15 protein-coding genes are annotated in these 18,993 nt (G+C 67.7%); 4 read left to right on the forward strand and 11 right to left on the reverse strand.

The window, feature by feature from the left end; genetic code table 11:
- Window positions 1-115 precede the first annotated feature (115 nt).
- The 11 genes from AC3B6A_RS19225 to mtnA all read right to left on the reverse strand — a co-directional run bounded on the left by AC3B6A_RS19225 (window position 116) and on the right by mtnA (window position 14,956).
- Window positions 116-1,306 carry a type II secretion system F family protein gene (locus AC3B6A_RS19225; RefSeq protein WP_488398701.1) on the reverse strand — a complete coding sequence of 397 codons (1,191 nt, stop codon included), beginning with the start codon at window positions 1,304-1,306 and terminating at the stop codon, window positions 116-118.
- 4 nt (window positions 1,307-1,310) lie between these two features.
- On the reverse strand, window positions 1,311-3,041 hold the full coding sequence (locus tag AC3B6A_RS19230; RefSeq protein WP_488398702.1) for a GspE/PulE family protein: 1,731 nt from the start codon (window positions 3,039-3,041) through the stop codon (window positions 1,311-1,313).
- Window positions 3,031-3,780, reverse strand: coding sequence for an ABC transporter permease (locus AC3B6A_RS19235; RefSeq protein WP_488403640.1), 750 nt, complete (start codon window positions 3,778-3,780; stop codon window positions 3,031-3,033). Before AC3B6A_RS19235 ends, AC3B6A_RS19230 begins: the two co-directional genes overlap by 11 nt.
- 240 nt (window positions 3,781-4,020) lie before the next feature.
- Window positions 4,021-4,713 carry a (d)CMP kinase gene (gene cmk, locus AC3B6A_RS19240; protein ID WP_488398703.1) on the reverse strand — a complete coding sequence of 231 codons (693 nt, stop codon included), beginning with the start codon at window positions 4,711-4,713 and terminating at the stop codon, window positions 4,021-4,023.
- Complete coding sequence (locus AC3B6A_RS19245) at window positions 4,713-6,938, reverse strand: bifunctional prephenate dehydrogenase/3-phosphoshikimate 1-carboxyvinyltransferase (RefSeq protein ID WP_488398704.1); 2,226 nt, start codon at window positions 6,936-6,938, stop codon at window positions 4,713-4,715. Before AC3B6A_RS19245 ends, cmk begins: the two co-directional genes overlap by 1 nt.
- Entirely contained in the window at window positions 6,931-8,043 is a 1,113-nt protein-coding gene (hisC, locus tag AC3B6A_RS19250; protein ID WP_488398705.1) for a histidinol-phosphate transaminase, read from the reverse strand. The genes AC3B6A_RS19245 and hisC overlap by 8 nt, the downstream gene beginning before the upstream one ends.
- A gap of 25 nt (window positions 8,044-8,068) precedes the next feature.
- Window positions 8,069-8,674, reverse strand: coding sequence for an adenylyl-sulfate kinase (gene cysC, locus AC3B6A_RS19255; RefSeq protein ID WP_488398706.1), 606 nt, complete (start codon window positions 8,672-8,674; stop codon window positions 8,069-8,071).
- Window positions 8,674-9,771, reverse strand: a complete 1,098-nt coding sequence (pheA, locus tag AC3B6A_RS19260; RefSeq protein WP_488398707.1) for a prephenate dehydratase — start codon at window positions 9,769-9,771, stop codon at window positions 8,674-8,676. Before pheA ends, cysC begins: the two co-directional genes overlap by 1 nt.
- Entirely contained in the window at window positions 9,771-10,856 is a 1,086-nt protein-coding gene (serC, locus tag AC3B6A_RS19265) for a 3-phosphoserine/phosphohydroxythreonine transaminase (RefSeq protein ID WP_488398708.1), read from the reverse strand. The genes pheA and serC overlap by 1 nt, the downstream gene beginning before the upstream one ends.
- 16 nt (window positions 10,857-10,872) lie before the next feature.
- Window positions 10,873-13,647, reverse strand: coding sequence for a DNA gyrase subunit A (gene gyrA / locus AC3B6A_RS19270; protein WP_488398709.1), 2,775 nt, complete (start codon window positions 13,645-13,647; stop codon window positions 10,873-10,875).
- A 232-nt stretch (window positions 13,648-13,879) separates the two neighbouring features.
- Entirely contained in the window at window positions 13,880-14,956 is a 1,077-nt protein-coding gene (mtnA, locus tag AC3B6A_RS19275; protein WP_488398710.1) for an S-methyl-5-thioribose-1-phosphate isomerase, read from the reverse strand.
- 154 nt (window positions 14,957-15,110) lie between these two features.
- Between mtnA and AC3B6A_RS19280 the strand changes: the two genes are divergently transcribed.
- The 4 genes from AC3B6A_RS19280 (at window position 15,111) to AC3B6A_RS19295 (ending at window position 18,739) form a co-directional block, all read left to right on the forward strand.
- On the forward strand, window positions 15,111-16,436 hold the full coding sequence (locus AC3B6A_RS19280) for a TRZ/ATZ family hydrolase (protein ID WP_488398711.1): 1,326 nt from the start codon (window positions 15,111-15,113) through the stop codon (window positions 16,434-16,436).
- Window positions 16,437-16,571: 135 nt separating this feature from the next.
- Window positions 16,572-17,270, forward strand: a complete 699-nt coding sequence (gene ubiG / locus AC3B6A_RS19285) for a bifunctional 2-polyprenyl-6-hydroxyphenol methylase/3-demethylubiquinol 3-O-methyltransferase UbiG (protein ID WP_488398712.1) — start codon at window positions 16,572-16,574, stop codon at window positions 17,268-17,270.
- Complete coding sequence (mupP, locus tag AC3B6A_RS19290; RefSeq protein WP_488398713.1) at window positions 17,267-17,944, forward strand: N-acetylmuramic acid 6-phosphate phosphatase MupP; 678 nt, start codon at window positions 17,267-17,269, stop codon at window positions 17,942-17,944. The genes ubiG and mupP overlap by 4 nt, the downstream gene beginning before the upstream one ends.
- Before the next feature lie 51 nt (window positions 17,945-17,995).
- Window positions 17,996-18,739: a YciK family oxidoreductase gene (locus tag AC3B6A_RS19295; protein WP_488398714.1), complete on the forward strand. Its 744-nt coding sequence runs from the start codon at window positions 17,996-17,998 to the stop codon at window positions 18,737-18,739.
- The last annotated feature ends 254 nt before the right edge of the window (window positions 18,740-18,993 follow it).

An 18,993-nucleotide genomic window follows, 5' to 3' on the forward strand; every position in this document is an offset into this window, starting at 1 on the left:
TGAATCCCTGCTCTGCATGCCTGCGCTTCACTCACGCTCTCCATCCACAGGGCCGGCGTCGGGATCGGCGCCGGCGATTTTCCACTGCCCGGCGGGCCAACCCGCCGCAGCCCGCTCACAGCACGATATCGTTGGCGCTGGTGATCGCCAGCACGACGCCGGTGATGATCACGCCGAAGGCCGCGCCGATCAGCAGGATCGACAACGGCTCCACCAGCGCCAGAACCCTGCGCATCCGTGATCGTCCGTGCTCCTCGTACAGCTCGGCGAGGCTGTCGAGCATTTCCGACAAGCGCCCGGACTTCTCGCCAACCCGGACCAGGTTGCCGCCGGTCGCGGTAATCGCGTGCCGGCTCTCCAGCGCCAGGGAGAGGGACGAACCGCCCCGCACATCCTGGGTGACCCGCTCCATGACCTCTCGCTGCGCGGGAATGCGCAGGCTCTCGCTGGCGAGGCGCAAGGCGTCGACCAGCGCCACGCGATTTCCCAGCAGGGTGCCGAGGACCTTCGCCCACTGGGCGATCTCGGCCTGCAGCAGCCATTCCCCCAGCAGAGGCAGCCGCAGCAGGGCGCCCAGGCTGCGCCCCCGTATGCGAGGATTGCCCGCCAGCGATGCGCCGGCGACCACCGCCATGGTCACCAGCACGGCCAGAAGCACCGAGTTGCTCCTGCACCAGACGCCACTGCTGAGTACCGCCCAGGCGAGCCAGGGCAGACGATCGGCGTGTTCCAGCAGGTTGGCGAACTTGGGTACGACGAAGACGAACATCATCGCCACCGCCCCGATGCCGCTCAGCACCAGGATCGCCGGATAGATCAGGGCATTGCGGATCTCGTCGCGGGTACGGCGTTCGTATTCCATCTGCGTGACGCAGTCGCGCAAGGCCGCCGCGAGGTTGCCGGTCATCTCGCCGGCCGCGACCAGCTGATAGGCATAGCGCGGCAACGGTAGCGCCGCCGTCTCCAGCACCTGGGGGAAGGACCGGCCCTGACGCAGCCCATCGTCCATCCGCTGCAGGGCCTCGGCGAGGCGCGGATGTTGCGCGGCCCGCTGCTGCGCCTCGACCGCATCCGACAGGCTGACGCCCGCGCCAAGCAGGGTCGCCAGTTCGTGAAGCGCCAGATTGAGCTCCTCGGCCCGTAGCCGTCGGCTTCCGCGCACCAGCGAACGACCGGGCTGCTGCAGCGACAGTGGCGTAAGCCCCTGCCCCTCCAGCTGGCGGGCGGCATCCTCCCTGGAGCTGGCGTTCAGCTCACCGCGGCAGCGTTTGCCGTGACGGTCGATGGCAAGGTATTGCATGCGCATGGCGTCAACCACTGGTCACGCGATGAACTTCATCGACCGTGGTCAGGCCCATCCAGGCCTTGATGAAGCCGTCCTCGCGCATGCTGCGGAAACCCTGTGCCAGCGCCAGATGGCGCATCTGCTCCACCGCGGAGCGCTGCATGATCAGCTCCTGCATCTGCGGCGACACGTCGATCATTTCGTAGATGCCCAGGCGTCCCCGGTAGCCGCTGCCCTGGCACTGCGCGCACCCCACCGCGCGCTTCCAGGCCGGCTCCCGGCCGGGGAAGAGCTTCGCCACCAGCGTCTCCACGCCCTGCAGCTCCCCCTCGGCAAGCCCCGGTACATGGGGTTCGGCACAGTGCCGGCAGAGGCTGCGCACCAGGCGCTGGGCCTGCACGCCGCGCACCGGCGAGGCCACCAGGAACGGCTCCACGCCCATGTCGATGAGGCGGGTGAAGGCACTCACGGCGTCGTTCGTGTGCAGGGTCGAGAACACCAGGTGACCGGTGAGGGAGGACTGCACGGCGATTTCCGCCGTTTCCAGGTCGCGTATCTCGCCGATCATGATCACGTCCGGGTCCTGCCGCAGGATCGAGCGCAGCGCCGCCGCGAAGGTCAGGCCGATTTCGGCGTGGGCCTGCACCTGGGTGATATGGGGCACCTGGTATTCCACCGGGTCTTCCACCGTGATGATCTTGCGCACCCCGTCATTGATCGACTCCAGGCAGCCGTAGAGCGTGGTCGACTTGCCCGAGCCGGTCGGCCCGGTCACCAGCACGATGCCGTGCGGCTCCCGAGTCCAGGCGCGCATCATTTCCAGGTGATCCGCCAGCATGCCGAGGCTGTCCAGGCGCAGCCCCTCGCGCGCCTTGGGCAACAGACGCATCACCACGGACTCGCCATGCACCCCGGGCAGGGTCGAGACGCGGATATCCATGTCCTGGCCGCCCACCCTCACGCTCATCCGTCCATCCTGCGGCAGGCGCCGTTCGGCGATATCGATCAGGGAGATCAGCTTGATTCGCGAGACCACGGCGGCGAAGCGTTCGCGGGGAAGCGACAGCTGCGCCTGCAGCACACCGTCGACCCGGAAGCGAATCTGGAAGCTGAACTCGCCCGGCTCGATATGAATGTCCGATGCGCGCTTTTCGATGGCCTGGCCGATCACGTTGTTCACCAACTCGACGATCGGCGCCTCCTCGGCCATTTCCCGCAGGTGCCGTACATCGTCATCCGCGAACATCCGGGACTTCCAACCGTCGCGCTGCTGGTGTTCGTCGACCGTCCGCAACCAGGCGTCCAGGTCCTGGGAGCGGCACAGCACCCAGTGCTGCTCCTGCCCCGGATAGAAGTGGTTCAGCACCTCGCGCAGGGCCGGCTCGAAGGGGTCGCGGGCGGCCACCTGCAAGGCTCCTGACTGATCCAGCCAGAGCACGACCTGCTCGCCGAGGAACCAGTCGCCCCTGATCGGCGTCGCCCCCAGCAGCTCGGCAATGGCCGCGGCGGATGGCGCTTCCAGGTCCCGCCCCACCAGCGGAAGCGCCAGTTGCTCGGCGAGCTCCTCGAGCAGCGCCGTCTCGGACAGCGCCCCGGAACGCATGAGGAGGCCTCCCAGGCGGCCGCCGATGCGCGCCTGCAGTTCGAGCGCGCGTTCGACCTCCTGCTCGGACACCACGCCCTTGCGGATCAGGCGCTGCCCCAGCAGGTCCGGCGAGACCGGCCTAGCCAACGCGGCCACGGCTTCAGAGGACATCGGCGAACCCGCATTTCACCCGCATGAACAGCCCGATGCCCAGTAGCGCCAGCCCCGCCGCCACCAGGTTGTAAACGACGAGCTGCGAGGGCGCCGGCAAGGGTGAGCCGAAGAGAACGGCGCGCACCGTTTCGACCGGGATGGTCAGTGGATTCAGCGCGAGATAGTCGCGCGCCGGTTCAGGCAGTGAACTCAGCGGATAGAGGATGGGACTGAGGAACAGGGCGAGTATCAGGACGAACTGCACGATCTGCCCGACGTCCCGGAAATAGGTGCCCAACGCCGCCGTGAGGAAGGTCAGGCCGGCAAGGCACAAGACAAACGGCAACAGCGCCAGCGGCAGATAGAGCGCGCTCCAGCCCGGCGAATGCCCCAGCAGCGGCATCGCCACCAGCAGGACGAGATAGCCGATGAGCGCATTGAGCAGGCCGGCGAGCAGAACGGAGAGCGGAATGACTTCGAGGGGAAAGACCAGCTTTTTGACGTAGCTGCCGTAGCCGTGCATCACCGAGGCGGCACGCCCGAGGCATTCGCCCATCAGCGTGTTGAGCAGCAACCCGGAAAACAGCGTGAGGGCGAAGGAAGCCGTGTCCTGATCGGCGCCCCAGCGGGACTTCAGGATATGACCGAACACGAAGGTGTAGACGGCCAGCATCAGGAAGGGCGCGAAAACGATCCAGGCCCGGCCCGGCAGCGTGCCGCGGTAGCGGGACTCGATCTCGCGCCGCGCCAGCGCCATGGCCAACCCGGCCCGCTCGAGCAGCGGCCCGCACCAGACAGATAAGAGATGATTCGACACGCGCCCTCCAATCCACTCAAGCCTGTCTCCACACACGAACGGCGGTGGAAAACGAGCGGGCTATGGTGAGGGCTGGGGGCTATCGGGGATGTAGGATCGGTCCGCAGCTGCGGACGGCAATTTCCGAGCGAAGGGAAAGCCCCTTCCGAGCGCCGTGGGCGTCCGGAGGGGCTTGCGGGATCAGAGGTTGTCCAGGCCGAGTCGGGCCATCTCCGCGACGATGCTGTCCACCACCGCCTCGATGCTCATCTGCGTGGAGTCCACCAGGATCGCCCCCTTGGCCGGCTTCAGCGGCGCCACGGCGCGCTGGCTGTCGCGCTCGTCGCGGATGCGGATTTCCTCGGCCAGTTGCGCCTGGTCGCTGTCGATGCCCTTGTTCTTCAGCTGCAGGTAGCGGCGGCGCGCGCGCTCCTCGGCCGAAGCGGTGAGGAAGATCTTCAGCGGCGCGTCGGGGAACACCACGGTGCCCATGTCGCGGCCGTCGGCCACCAGGCCCGGCGCTTCGAGGAAGGCGCGCTGGCGCTGCAGCAGCGCGTCGCGCACCGCCGGCAGCGCGGCGACTTGCGATGCGCCGGCGCCGACCTGCTCGGTGCGGATCACGTCGGTGACGTCTTCGCCTTCGAGGATGATGTGCTGGCCCTGTCCGCCCTTGCCGTGGGTGAACTGCACGTCCAGGTGCGCCGCCAGGACCTTGAGGGCTTCCTCATTGGTCAGGTCGATGCCGTGGTTGCCGGCGGCGAACGCCAGCAGGCGGTACAGCGCGCCGGAGTCCAGCAGGTTCCAGCCCAGGCGCTTGGCCAGCAGGCCGGCGACGGTGCCCTTGCCGGAGCCGCTGGGGCCGTCGATGGCGACGACCGGCCATTCGCCAGCCATCACTTGCCCTCCTCGGCGACGCGGATGCCGGCGCCGGACGCCAGCCCGAGGAAGTCCGGGAAGGAGGTCGCGACGTTGGCGCAGTCGTGGATGCGGATCGGCGCGCCGGCGCGCAGGGAGGCCACGCTGAAGGACATGGCGATGCGGTGGTCGCCGTGGCTCCAGACTTCGCCGCCGCCGTAGGCGCCGCCGTCGATGATGATGCCGTCCGGGGTCGGCTCGGCTTTCACGCCCAGGGCGATCAGGCCGTCGGCCATCACCTGGATGCGGTCGGATTCCTTCACCCGCAGCTCTTCCGCGCCGCGCAGCACGGTGCGGCCCTCGGCATTGGCGGCGGCGACGAAGAGCACCGGGAACTCGTCGATGGCCAGCGGCACCAGGTCTTCGGGAATGTCGATGCCCTTGAGCCTGGCCGAGCGCACGCGGATGTCGGCGACCGGCTCGCCACCCACTTCACGCTGGTTTTCCAGGGTGATGTCGGCGCCCATCAGCTTGAGGATGTCGATCACGCCGGTGCGGGTCGGGTTGATGCCGACGTGCTCGAGGGTCAGGTCGGAACCTTCGGCGATGCTCGCGGCGACTAGGAAGAAGGCGGCGGAGGAAATGTCCGCCGGGACTTCGATCGAGGTGGCGGTGAGCTTGTGGCCGGACTCGACGCGGGCGGTGGCGCCCTCGACGTCGACCGGGTAGCCGAAGCCGCGCAGCATGCGCTCGGTATGGTCGCGGGTCGGCGCCGGCTCGGTGGTGGAGGTTTCGCCGGCGGCGTAGAGGCCGGCGAGCAGCAGGCAGGATTTGACCTGGGCGCTGGCCATCGGCATGTCGTAGTGCATGCCGGTGAGCTTGTGACCGCCACGGATGGTCAGCGGCGGACGGCCTTCGGGGCCGGTCTCGATCACCGCGCCCATCTCGCGCAGCGGCTTGGCCACGCGGTTCATCGGGCGCTTGGACAGCGACGGGTCGCCGGTCAGGGTGGTGTCGAACGGCTGGGCGGCGAGCAGGCCGCTGAGCAGGCGCATGGAGGTGCCGGAGTTGCCCAGGTAGATCGGGCCGGGCGGCGGCTTCAGGCCGTGCAGGCCGACGCCATGGACGGTGACGCGGCCGTGGTGCGGGCCTTCGATGACCACGCCCATGTCGCGGAACGCCTGGATGGTGGCCAGGGCGTCTTCGCCCTCGAGGAAGCCCTGCACCTCGGTGGTGCCTTCGGCCAGCGAGCCGAGCATGATCGAGCGGTGGGAAATGGACTTGTCGCCCGGTACGCGAACGCGTCCGGACAGGCGGCCACCCGGCTGGGCCAGGAAAATCAGGTCATTGTTGTGCATGGCGTCCACATAGGCCCGTTGGGCCAGGATTTTGCTGAAATGCTCGCGGGCAACCCGGGCGCGGGTGAAGACGCCCATCAATTGCTGCCCGTCGCCCTTGTCGACGGCCTCGCGCAAGTCGTCGAGGTCGTCGCGGAATACGTCGAGGATGCGCAGCACCGCCCCGCGGTTGGCGAGGAAGATGTCGTGCCACATCACCGGGTCGCTGCCGGCGATCCGCGTGAAATCGCGGAAGCCGCCAGCGGCATAGCGGAAGATTTCCAGATTCTCGCTGCGTTTGGCCAGCGAGTCGACCAGCGTGAAGGCCAGCAGGTGCGGCAGGTGGCTGGTGGCGGCGAGGACTTCGTCGTGGTGCTCGACGTCCATCTGCTCGACATCCGCGCCCAGCTCGCGCCAGAGCGCCTCGACGCAACGGATCGCGTCCGCGTCGGCATTATCCAGCGGCGTGAGGATGACTTTATGACGGCGGAACAATTTGCCGTTGGCCGCCTCCACCCCGCTCTGCTCGGAGCCGGCGATGGGATGGCCGGGGACGAAGCGCGCCGGCATGCCGCCGAACACCGCCGTCGCGGCGCGGACCACGTTGCCCTTGGCGCTGCCGACGTCGGTGAGGATGGCGTTGCCCAGGTCGAAGCCGGCCAGTTCGCCGAGGACCTTCTCCATGGCCAGGATCGGCACGGCGAGCTGGATCACATCGGCGTCGCGGCAACCGGCGGCGAGGCTTTCCTCGCAGCGGTCGACCACGCCCAGCTCGACGGTCAGGCGGCGGGTCTGCGGGTCGCGGTCGACGCCAACCACTTCCTCGAACAGGCGCTTCTCGCGGATGCCCTTGGCGAAGGAGCCGCCGATCAGGCCGAGCCCCACCACCACCAGGCGGCGCAGCTTGCGCGGCTGGACATCAGGCACGGGCGAGCACCTTGGCCAGCGCTTCGAGGAAGCGGGCGTTCTCGGCCGGCAGGCCGATGGAGATGCGCAGGTGCTGCGGCATGCCATAGCCACCCACCGGGCGGACGATCACGCCTTCGGCGAGCAGGGCCTGGTAGACCGGGCCGGCGTCGCGCTTGAGGTCCACGGCGATGAAGTTGCCCTTGGACGGAATCCACTGCAGGTCGAGCGCGCGCAGGCCGTTTTCCAGCTGGATCATGCCTTCGTCGTTGATGCGCTTGCCTTCGGCGAGGTACTCGGCGTCGTCCAGCGCGGCGCAGGCGGCGGCCAGGGCCAGGCTGTTGACGTTGAACGGCTGGCGCACGCGGTTGAGCACGTCGGCGACCTGCGCCGAGGAGATCGCGTAGCCGACCCGCAGCGACGCCAGGCCGTAGGCCTTGGAGAAGGTGCGCGAGACCAGCAGGTTCGGGTAGCGGGCCAGGTACTTCAGGCCGTCCGGCAGTTCCTCGCCTTCGGCGTACTCGATGTAGGCCTCGTCGAGCACCACCAGGACGTTCTGCGGAACCTTGGACAGGAAGCGCTCCAGCGCGTCCGGGCCGAACCAGGTGCCGGTGGGGTTGTTCGGGTTGGCGATGAAGACCACGCGGGTGTTGGCGTCGATGGCCGCCAGCATGGCTTCCAGGTCATGGCCCCAGTCTTTCGCCGGCACGACCTTGCCCTGGGCACCGACGGCCTGGGTGGAGATCGGGTAGACGGCGAAGGCGTACTGGCTGAACACGGCGTTCAGGCCGGGCGCGAGGTAGGCGCGGGCGACCAGGTCGAGGATATCGTTGGAACCGTTGCCCAGGGTGACCTGCGCGGTGCCGACGCCGCAGCGGGCGGCCAGGCGGCTCTTCAGCTCGAAGCCGTTGCCGTCGGGGTAGCGGGTCAGCTCGGCCAGCTCGCCGCGGATCGCCTCGAGGGCCTTCGGGCTCGGGCCCAGCGGGTTCTCGTTGCTGGCCAGCTTGACGATGCCGGCGGGGTCGAGCTTCAGCTCACGGGCCAGTTCGTCGACCGGCTTGCCGGGCACGTAGGGGGAAAGCTTCTGCACGCCCGGCTGGGCCAGGGCAAGGAAATCACAGCTCATGGGCATCTCTCTCGAGTGTGGCCGCTCAGAATGAGTCGATATAGCCGGCGGCCACCATGTAATTGCAGATGCGGTCGACGGCTTCCTCGACCGACAGCGTGGAGGTGTCGATGGTCAGCTCGGCCGCCAGCGGCACTTCGAACGGGGAATCGATGCCGGTGAACTCCTTGAGCTCGCCGGCACGCGCCTTCCGGTACAGGCCCTTGGGATCGCGCTCTTCGCAGACGCTCAGCGGCGTCGCCACGTGCACTTCGACGAAGCGCTCCGGCAGCAGGCCGCGCACCATGTCGCGGTCGTTGCGGAACGGCGAGATGAACGCGGCGATGGCGATCAGGCCGGCATCCACCATGAGCGCACCGACCTCGCCGACCCGGCGGATGTTCTCGCTGCGGTCGTCGGCGCTGAAGCCCAGATCGCGGTTCAGTCCGTGGCGGAGGTTGTCGCCGTCGAGCAGGTAGGTATGCCGCCCCGCCGCGTGCAGCCGGTGCTCCAGGGCATCGGCCAGGGTCGACTTGCCGGAGCCGCTGAGGCCGGTCAGCCAGATCAGGCAGGGGTGCTGCTCCTTGATCCGGGCACGCGCCTCGCGATCGACGGCCAGCGCCTGCCAACGCACGTCGCGAGGCATCGGCATCAGAGCACGGCCTTCGGATAGGACCCCAGCACCTTGAGGGCGACGGCTTCGCTGTTGATCTTCTCCAGCACGTCCTTGATCAGCGGGTCCTTGTGGTGGCCGACGAAGTCGATGAAGAACACGTAGGTCCACTTGCCGCTGCGCGACGGGCGGGTCTCGATGCGGGTCAGGTCGATGCCGTTGGTGTGGAACGGCACCAGCAGCTCGTGCAGCGCGCCCGGCTTGTTGCGCATGGAGACGATGATCGAGGTCTTGTCGTCGCCGGTGGGCGGCACTTCCTGGCTGCCGATGATGAGGAAGCGCGTGGAGTTGTCCGGGCGGTCCTCGATCTTCTCGAACAGCTTGTCCAGGCCGTACAGGCTGGCGGCCATGTCACCGGCGATGGCCGCGCTGTTCCACTCGCTCTTCACCCGCTTGGCGGCGTCGGCGTTGCTGGAGACCGCCACGCGCTCGACGTTCGGGTAGTGCGCGTCCAGCCACTTGCGGCACTGGGCCAGGGACTGGGCGTGGGAATAGATGCGGGTGATGTTGTCGGTCTTGGTGTTCTCGCCCACCAGCAGGTGGTGGTGGATGCGCAGCTCCACCTCGCCGCAGATCACCATGTCGTGCTCGAGGAAGCTGTCGAGGGTGTGGTTGACCGCGCCCTCGGTGGAGTTTTCCACCGGCACCACGCCGAAGTTCACCGCGCCGGCGGCGACTTCGCGGAACACTTCGTCGATGGCGGCCATCGGCGTGCTGATCACCGCATGGCCGAAGTGCTTGAGCGCCGCGGCCTGGGTGAAGGTGCCCTCGGGGCCGAGGTAGGCGACCTTGAGCGGCTGCTCCAGGGCCAGGCAGGACGACATGATCTCGCGGAACAGCCGCGCCATCTCTTCGTTGCCCAGCGGCCCCTTGTTCAGTTCCATGATGTGCTTGAGCACCCAGGCCTCGCGCTCGGGTCGGTAGAACACCGGTTTCTCGCCTTCGGGCAGGGTGGCCATCTTCACCCGCGCCACGTCGGTGGCGCAGCGGGCGCGTTCGCTGATCAGCTCGAGGATCTTCTCGTCGAGGCTGTCGATGCGTACGCGCAAAGCCTTGAGCTGGTCAGCGTCGCTCATCAGCCGTGCTCCTTCTCGAACTCGGCCATGTAACCGACCAGCGCCTCGATGGCGTCCAGGCCCAGGGCGTTGTAGATGGAGGCACGCATGCCGCCCACCGAGCGGTGGCCCTTGAGGTTGAGCAGGCCGCGCGCGTCGGCACCTTCGAGGAAGGCCTTGTCGAGCTTCTCGTCGGCCAGGCGGAACGGCACGTTCATCCAGGAGCGGGCGCTGGGCTGGATCGGGTTGGTGTAGAAGTCGCTGCTGTCGATGAAGGAGTACAGCAGGTCCTTCTTGGCGCGGTTGCGCTGCTCCATGGCCTCGACGCCGCCCTGCTCCTTCAGCCACTGGAAGACCAGACCGGAGAGGTACCAGGAATAGGTCGCCGGGGTGTTGTACATGGAGCCGTTGTCGGCGGCGACCTTGTAGTTGAGCATGGTCGGGCAGATGCTGCGGGCGCGGCCGAGCAGGTCTTCGCGGACGATGACCACCACCAGGCCGCTTGGTCCGATGTTCTTCTGCGCGCCGGCGTAGATCAGGCCGAACTTCGACACGTCGACCGGGCGGGAGAGGATATCCGAGGACATGTCCACCACCAGCGGCACGTCGCCGGTTTCCGGAATCCAGTCGAACTCCAGGCCGCCGATGGTCTCGTTGGACGCGTAGTGCAGGTAGGCGGCGCCCGGGGTCAGGTTCCACTCGTTCTGCCCGGGGATGGCGAAGTAGTCGTACCTGGACGCGCTGGCGACCACGTTGACGTTGCCGAAGCGGCGAGCCTCTTCGATGGCCTTGCGCGACCAGATGCCGGTTTCCACGTAGTCGGCCACGCCATCCTCGGGCAGCAGGTTCAGCGGAATCTCGGCGAACTGCTGGCTGGCGCCGCCCTGCAGGAACAGCACCTTGTAGTTCGACGGAACCTCCATCAGGTCGCGCAGGTCCTGCTCGGCGCGCTCGGCGATGGCCACGTAGTCGTCGCTGCGGTGGCTCATCTCCATGACCGACAGGCCCTTGCCCTGCCAGTCCAGCAGTTCGGCGCGGGCGCGCTCCAGCACCTCGGTGGGAAGCGCCGCCGGGCCGGCGCAGAAGTTATAGGCTCGCTTGCTCACATCCACTCTCGCTCTATCAGTCTTCGCTGGCCTGCGGGGCTTCTTCAGCCACGGCTTCGCCTGCTTCTTGGTTCTCGTCCGACACGTCGCCTTCGACGATCTCGCCTTCGATGACGTCGTCTTCCACGACGGTAGGCTCCTGCACCCGCTCCAGGCCCACGACGGTCTCGTCGGCGGCCAGCTTGATGAGGATCACGCCCTGGGTATTCCGGCCCGCGCCGCGGACTTCGTCGACACGGGTACGGACCAGGGTGCCCTGGTCGGAAATCAGCATGATCTCCTCGCCGTCCAGCACCTGGACGGCGCCCACCAGGTTGCCGTTGCGTTCGTTGATCACCATGGCGATCACGCCCTGGCCACCGCGGCCGCGACGCGGGTAGTCGGCCAGCGGCGTGCGCTTGCCGTAACCGCGCTCGGAGGCGGTGAGGATCTGCGCCTCGCGGCATTCCGGAATCAGCATGGAGATGATGCGCTGGCCTTCGACCAGGCGCATGCCGCGCACGCCACGGGCGTTACGCCCCATGATGCGCACCTTGCTTTCCTTGAAGCGGATCACCTTGCCGGCGTCGGAGAACATCATCACGTCCTTCGAGCCGTCGGTGATGGCGGCGGCGATCAGCGAGTCGCCCTCTTCCAGCTTCAGTGCGATCAGGCCGTTGGAGCGCGGCTTGGTGAACTGGATCAGCGGGGTCTTCTTCACGGTGCCTTTCATGGTGGCCATGAAGATGTACGCGCCGGTCGGCTCGTCCTGGCTGAAGTCGGCGTCGTCGCCTTCCTCGGCCTCTTCGGCTTCCACCACCTCGGCGACCTGTTCGGCGACCACGTCGTCGTCATCGCCTTCCTCGCCGGCGAACTGCGCGCGCACGGCTTCCAGGTCGATCTGCAGCATCGCGGTGATGCGCTCGCCCTCGTCCAGCGGCAGCAGGTTGACCAGCGGGCGGCCACGGGCGGTGCGCGAGGCTTCCGGAATCTCGAAGGTGCGCAGCCAGTAGACCTTGCCCTTGCTGGAGAACAGCAGCAGGGTGGCGTGGCTGTTGGCGACCAGCAGGTGCTCGATGTAGTCCTCGTCCTTCACACCACTGGCCGACTTGCCCTTGCCACCGCGACGCTGCGCCTCGTAGGCGGCCAGCGGCTGGGACTTGGCGTAGCCGCCGTGGGAGATGGTCACCACGCGCTCTTCTTCGGTGATCAGGTCGGCGATGGTCAGGTCCACCTGGGACGCGACGATCTCGGTGCGGCGGGCGTCGCCGAACTCGGCCTTGACCTTCTCCAGTTCCTCGCGGATGACTTCCATCAGGCGCTCGGGGCTGGTCAGGATGCGGATCAGCTCGCCGATCAGGGCGAGGATTTCCTGGTACTCGGACAGGAGCTTCTCGTGCTCCAGGCCGGTCAGGCGGTGCAGGCGCAGCTCCAGGATGGCCTGGGCCTGCTCCGGCGACAGGTAGTACTTGCCGTCGCGCAGGCCGTACTGCGGGTCTAGGTCTTCCGGACGGCAGGAATCGGCGCCGGCGCGCTCGACCATGGCTTCCACGGCGCTGGATGCCCAGGCGGTGGCGATCAGGCGCTCCTTGGCCTCGGCCGGGGTCGGCGAAGACTTGATCAGCTCGATCACCGGGTCGATGTTCGACAGGGCGACCGCCTGGCCTTCGAGGATGTGGCCGCGCTCGCGGGCCTTGCGCAGCTCGAAGACGGTCCGCCGGGTCACCACTTCGCGGCGGTGACGGATGAAGACCTCGAGCATTTCCTTGAGGTTCATCGTGCGCGGCTGGCCGTCGACCAGGGCCACCACGTTGATGCCGAACACGCTCTGCAGCTGGGTCTGGGCGTAGAGGTTGTTCAGCACGACCTCGCCCACTTCGCCGCGGCGCAGCTCGATGACCACGCGCATGCCGTCCTTGTCGGACTCGTCGCGCAGCTCGGTGATGCCTTCGATCTTCTTCTCTTTCACCAGCTCGGCGATCTTCTCGATCAGCCGGGCCTTGTTCAGCTGGTAGGGCAGCTCGGTGATGATGATCTGCTGGCGGTTGCCGCCCTTCTCCATGTCCTCGATGTCGGCGCGGGCACGGATATAGATGCGGCCACGGCCGGTGCGATAGGCCTCGATGATGCCCGCACGGCCGTTGATGATGCCCGCGGTCGGGAAGTCCGGGCCGGGGATGTACTGCATCAGGTCGTCGACGGTGAGTTCGGCGTTGTCCATCAGCGCCAGGCAGCCGTCGATCACTTCGCCGAGGTTGTGCGGCGGGATGTTGGTCGCCATGCCCACGGCGATACCGCTGGAACCGTTGACCAGCAGGTTGGGGATCTTGGTCGGCATGACTGCCGGAATCTGCTCGGTGCCGTCGTAGTTGGGCACCCAGTCGACGGTTTCCTTGTCCAGGTCCGCCAGCAGTTCGTGGGCCAGCTTGGCCATGCGCACTTCGGTGTATCGCATGGCCGCGGCGTTGTCGCCGTCCACCGAACCGAAGTTGCCCTGGCCGTCGACCAGCATGTAGCGCAGCGAGAAGGGCTGGGCCATGCGCACGATGGTGTCGTACACCGCGGTGTCGCCGTGCGGGTGGTACTTACCGATCACGTCACCGACCACACGGGCGGACTTCTTGTAGGGCTTGTTCCAGTCGTTGCCCAGTTCGCTCATGGCGTACAGGACGCGCCGGTGCACGGGCTTCAAGCCGTCGCGCGCATCGGGCAGGGCACGACCGACGATCACGCTCATGGCGTAATCGAGGTAGGACTGTCGGAGTTCGTCTTCGATGTTGACCGGGAGGATTTCTTTGGCCAGTTCGCCCATGAGAAGCCTGGTTCCTTTTTCAAATGGGACTCCGCCTCGCCCGTCCTGAGCCTGGCGGAGCGCGGTGCGCCATCAAAGCGCCACCGACTCTCTACAAATCAACGACTTGGCCGCTGATCCGCGATGCTGTGGGGGCCGAAAAAACGCCCCATCAAGAACCGTCGGAGCTTACCACAAGCCAGGGTCAAACCCTACCCTCGCCCAAGCCCCTCGATGAATTGCCGCAGCCCCGTCAGTGCAGGCGCTTGCGGCTCATCAGCTGGGCCATGCGCTCGGCGTCAGGGCGCTCGACCACCCCGCGCTCGGTCACGATGGCGTCGATCAGGTCCGCCGGAGTCACATCGAACACCGGATTGAAGGCATCGACCTCGGCGGCGACCCGCTTGCCGCCGATTTCCAGCAGTTCACGGCCGTCACGCTCCTCGATCGGGATGTCCTCGCCGCTTTCCAGGTTCATGTCGATGGTCGAGCTGGGCGCCACCACCATGAAGCGCACGCCGTGGTGCATGGCGTTGACCGCCAGCTGGTAGGTGCCGATCTTGTTGGCCACGTCGCCGTTGGCGGTGATGCGGTCGGCGCCGACGATGACCCAGGTGATGCTCTGGGTCTTCATCAGGTGCGCGGCGGCCGCGTCGGCATTGAGGGTGACCGGCACGTTCTCGTTGGCCAGCTCCCAGGCGGTCAGGCGCGCGCCCTGCAGCCAGGGACGGGTCTCGTCGGCGTAGACGCGCTCGATCAGCCCTTCCAGGTGCGCGGCGCGGATCACCCCCAGCGCGGTGCCGAAGCCGCCGGTGGCCAGGGCGCCGGTGTTGCAGTGGGTGAGGATCTTCTGCGGGCCGCTGTGCTGCTTGCGGATCAGCTCCACGCCGAGCTGGGCCATGGTCAGGTTGGCCTCGCGGTCGCTTTCGTGGATGGCGATGGCTTCCGCCTCCAGCAGCGGCAGCGGGTCTTCGCCCGGCTTCAGGCGCTCCAGGCGGTCGCGCATGCGGTTCAGCGCCCAGAACAGGTTGACCGCGGTCGGCCGCGACTCGGCCAGCACGCTGAAGTCGTCTTCCAGCGCCGCCCGCCAGTCGCCGCCGACCGCCAGCCGCGCGCGCAGGCCCAGGACCACGCCATAGGCGGCGGCGATGCCGATGGCCGGCGCGCCGCGCACCACCATCTGGCGGATGGCCTCGGCCACGCCCTCGGCGCTTTCATAGGACAGCCAGGTTTCCTCCAGCGGCAGCAGGCGCTGGTCCAGCAGGCGGAGGGTCCCCTTGCGCCAATCAATGGCCGTTACCCGTTCGGCCGCCAACAGTCGCTCACGCATGGAACACCTCTTCGTTCGAATGGAATCGCGGGCCTTTCCCGGCCCCCAGGAATCTTCCCGCGCAGGCGGGTAAAAGCGCCGAGTATACCGAGCCGCAGGCAGTGCTGCTCGGCTATACTCCGGCCCTCTCTCCGCCGCGCCCAGGATGCGCTTCATGCCCACCGCCAAAGTCCCGCTCGACCTGCTCCTGCTCCCCACCTGGATCGTCCCCGTGGAACCCGCCGGCATCGTCCTGCTGGGTCACGGGTTGGGCATCCGCGACGGCCGCATCGCCCTGCTCGCCCCGCGTGCCGAGGCGCTGCGCCATCCGGCCAGGGAAACCCGCGAGCTGCCGGGCATGCTGCTCGCCCCCGGGCTGATCAACGCCCACGGCCACGCGGCGATGAGCCTGTTCCGCGGCCTGGCCGACGACCTGCCGCTGATGACCTGGCTGCAGGAGCACATCTGGCCGGCCGAGGCCAAGTGGGTCGGCGAGGACTTCGTCCGCGACGGCACCGAGCTGGCCATCGCCGAGCAGCTCAAGGGCGGCATCACCTGCTTCTCCGACATGTACTTCCACCCGCAGGTGGCCTGCGCGGCGGTGCACAAGGCCGGCGTGCGCGCGCAGATCAGCGTGCCGGTGCTGGACTTCCCGGTGCCCGGCGCCCGCGACGCCGATGAAGCGATCCGCCAGGGCCTGGCGCTGCGCGACGACCTCAAGCACCACCCGCGGATCAAGGTCGCCTTCGGCCCGCACGCGCCCTACACGGTCAGCGACGACAAGCTGGAAAACATCCTGATGCTCGCCGAGGAACTGGACGCCGGCATCCACATGCACGTCCACGAGACCGCCTTCGAGGTCCAGCAGGCGCTGGAGAAGCACGCCGAGCGGCCGCTGGCCCGCCTGCACCGCCTGGGCCTGCTCGGCCCGCGCTTCCAGGCCGTGCACATGACCCAGGTGAACGACGACGACCTCGCCATACTGGTGGAAACCAACAGCTCGGTGGTGCACTGCCCGGAATCCAACCTCAAGCTGGCCAGCGGCTTCTGCCCGGTGGAGCGCCTGTGGCAGGCCGGCGTCAACGTCGCCATCGGCACCGACGGCGCGGCCAGCAACAACGACCTCGACCTGCTCGGCGAAACCCGCACCGCCGCCCTGCTGGCCAAGGCCGTGGCCGGCCAGGCCACCGCGCTGGACGCCCACCGCGCCCTGCGCATGGCCACCCTGAACGGCGCCCGCGCGCTGGGCATGGAGCAGGAAGCCGGCAGCCTGGAGCTGGGCAAATCCGCCGACCTGACCGCCTTCGACCTCTCGGGCCTGGCCCAGCAGCCGGTCTACGAGCCGGTCTCCCAGCTGATCTACGCCAGCGGCCGCGACTGCGTGCGCCACGTCTGGGTCGGCGGCAAGCAGTTGCTGGACGACGGCAGGCTCACCCGCCTGGACGAAGAGCGCCTGATCGCCGTGGCCGGCGAATGGGGCCGCAGGATCGCCGGCGCCTGAGCGCGCGTCCGCAGGCAGCGCGGCCCCGGATGCGGGCCGCCGCTGCGACAATCTGTCATGCCGCGCCCCATCCATTGAGCGAAGCTGGCATCATAGTCAGTCTTCGTTTCCGGCTTTTTGATCAATAGGGACACCATGAGCAACGTCGACCACGCCGAGATCGCCAAATTCGAGGCCCTCGCCCACCGCTGGTGGGACCGCGAAAGCGAGTTCAAGCCCCTGCACGACATCAACCCGCTGCGGGTCAACTGGATCGACGAGCGCGTCAGCCTCGCCGGCAAGAAGGTGCTCGACGTCGGCTGCGGCGGCGGCATCCTCAGCGAGGCCATGGCCCAGCGCGGCGCCACTGTCATGGGCATCGACATGGGCGAGGCGCCCCTGGCGGTGGCCCAGCTGCACCAGCTGGAATCCGGCGTGCCGGTGGAATACCGCCGCTGCACCGCCGAGGAACTGGCCGAGGAAATGCCCGGCCAGTTCGACGTGGTCACCTGCCTGGAAATGCTCGAACACGTGCCCGACCCGGCCTCGGTGATCCGCGCCTGCCACAAGATGGTCAAGCCCGGCGGCCAGGTGTTCTTCTCCACCATCAACCGCAACCCGAAGGCCTACCTGTTCGCCATCGTCGGCGCGGAATACGTGATGCGCCTGCTGCCGCGCGGCACCCACGACTTCAAGAAATTCATCCGCCCCTCCGAGCTGGGCGCCTGGTCGCGCGATGCGGGGCTGGCGGTCAAGGACATCATCGGCCTGACCTACAACCCGCTGACCAAGCACTACAAGCTGGCCGACGACGTCGACGTCAACTACATGATCCAGACCCTGCGCGAGGAGTGAAGCGCATGCTCAGAGCGGTTCTCTTCGACATGGACGGCACGCTGCTGGATACGGCGCCGGACTTCATCGCCGTATGCCAGGCGATGCTCGCCGCCCACGGCCGCCCGGCGATCGACGACAAGCGCATCCAGGACGTGGTCTCCGGTGGCGCCCGCGCCATGGTCGCCGCAACCTTCGACATGGACCCGGAAGCCCCCGGCTTCGAGACCCTGCGCCAGGAATTCCTCGACCGCTACCAGGAGCATTGCGCCGTCCTCACCCGCCCGTACGACGGCATGGTCGAGCTGTTGGAGAACATCGAGCAGTCGCGCCTGGTCTGGGGCGTGGTGACCAACAAGCCGGTGCGCTTCGCCGCGCCGATCATGCAGCAGTTGGGCCTGGCCGAGCGCTCGGCGGTGCTGGTCTGCCCGGACCACGTGACCCGGAGCAAGCCGGACCCGGAAATGCTCCTGCTGGCCTGCAGCCAGCTGAAGGTCGACCCGTCCGAAGTACTGTTCATCGGCGACGACCTGCGCGACATCGAGTCGGGCCGCGCCGCCGGGACCAAGACCGCGGCCGTGCGCTACGGCTACATCCACCCGGACGACAACCCCGCGCACTGGGGCGCCGACGTCATCGTCGACCACCCGCGCGAGCTGCTCGCCGTCCTCGACCGCGCCCTCTGCTCCTGCTGAGCCGAACCCTAAGGAGTTCGTCGCGCTGACGGGCTCCGCCAAGGAGAAACCATGTTCGACTATTCCGCCCGCCCCGACCTGCTCAAGGGCCGCGTAATCCTGGTCACCGGCGCCGGCCGCGGCATCGGCAGGGCCGCCGCGCTCGCCTTCGCCGCCCACGGCGCCACCGTGCTGCTGCTGGGCAAGACCGAGGACTACCTCAACGAGGTCTATGACCTGATCGTCGCCGCCGGCCATCCGGAACCGGTGGTCATTCCGCTGAACCTGGAAACCACCCTGCCGCACCAGTACGACGAGCTGGCCGCCACCATCGAAAAGGAATTCGGCAAGCTCGACGGCCTGCTGCACAACGCCTCGATCCTCGGCCTGCGTTCGCCCATCGAGCAGATCTCCACCGACAACTTCACCCGCGTCATGCAGGTGAACGTCAACGCCATGTTCAGCCTCACCCACACCCTGCTGCCACTGCTCAAGCTCTCCGAGGACGCCTCGGTGGTCTTCACCTCCAGCAGCGTCGGCCGCAAGGGCCGTGCCTACTGGGGCGCCTACGCGGTGTCGAAGTTCGCCACCGAGGGCCTGATGCAGGTACTGGCGGACGAGTGCGAGGACATCAGCAGCGTGCGCGCCAACAGCGTCAACCCCGGCGCCACCCGCACCGCCATGCGCGCCCACGCCTATCCGGGCGAGAACGCCTTCAACAACCCGGCGCCCGAAGAGATCATGCCGGTCTACCTGTACCTGATGGGCCCGGACAGCAAGGGCGTCAACGGCCAGGCCTTCAACGCCCAGGACTGACACCCCGGAGCACGGCGCCGTCGCCCCGCATCGAGGGCGCCGCGCTCCGCCGGTTTTCTGGCTACCTCGTTTTATCCCGCCCGGCGAAGTGCCATCATTTCGCCATTCTTCTGACGAAACCGTCCTCACCTCCGGAACCCGGACCGGCCTTAACCGGTCCATAAGCCCTCATTTGTAGACTTTCCGAGGGCTGGCACGAAAATCGCTCTGTCTGCCCTGTCGCCGTACGAAATGCGTCAGAGGTTGCCTCGCGC

The sequence above is a fragment of the Pseudomonas sp. B12(2026) genome, from assembly GCF_057767015.1.

Coding starts and splice junctions, on each gene's coding strand:
- AC3B6A_RS19225 (WP_488398701.1), bottom strand. CDS start 1,306: ATGCGCATGCAATACCTTGCCATCGACCGTCACGGCAAACGCTGCCGC.
- AC3B6A_RS19230 (WP_488398702.1), bottom strand. CDS start 3,041: ATGTCCTCTGAAGCCGTGGCCGCGTTGGCTAGGCCGGTCTCGCCGGAC.
- AC3B6A_RS19235 (WP_488403640.1), bottom strand. CDS start 3,780: ATGGCGCTGGCGCGGCGCGAGATCGAGTCCCGCTACCGCGGCACGCTG.
- cmk (WP_488398703.1), bottom strand. CDS start 4,713: ATGGCTGGCGAATGGCCGGTCGTCGCCATCGACGGCCCCAGCGGCTCC.
- hisC (WP_488398705.1), bottom strand. CDS start 8,043: ATGAGCTGTGATTTCCTTGCCCTGGCCCAGCCGGGCGTGCAGAAGCTT.
- cysC (WP_488398706.1), bottom strand. CDS start 8,674: ATGCCGATGCCTCGCGACGTGCGTTGGCAGGCGCTGGCCGTCGATCGC.
- pheA (WP_488398707.1), bottom strand. CDS start 9,771: ATGAGCGACGCTGACCAGCTCAAGGCTTTGCGCGTACGCATCGACAGC.
- gyrA (WP_488398709.1), bottom strand. CDS start 13,647: ATGGGCGAACTGGCCAAAGAAATCCTCCCGGTCAACATCGAAGACGAA.
- mtnA (WP_488398710.1), bottom strand. CDS start 14,956: ATGCGTGAGCGACTGTTGGCGGCCGAACGGGTAACGGCCATTGATTGG.
- AC3B6A_RS19280 (WP_488398711.1), top strand. CDS start 15,111: ATGCCCACCGCCAAAGTCCCGCTCGACCTGCTCCTGCTCCCCACCTGG.
- ubiG (WP_488398712.1), top strand. CDS start 16,572: ATGAGCAACGTCGACCACGCCGAGATCGCCAAATTCGAGGCCCTCGCC.
- AC3B6A_RS19295 (WP_488398714.1), top strand. CDS start 17,996: ATGTTCGACTATTCCGCCCGCCCCGACCTGCTCAAGGGCCGCGTAATC.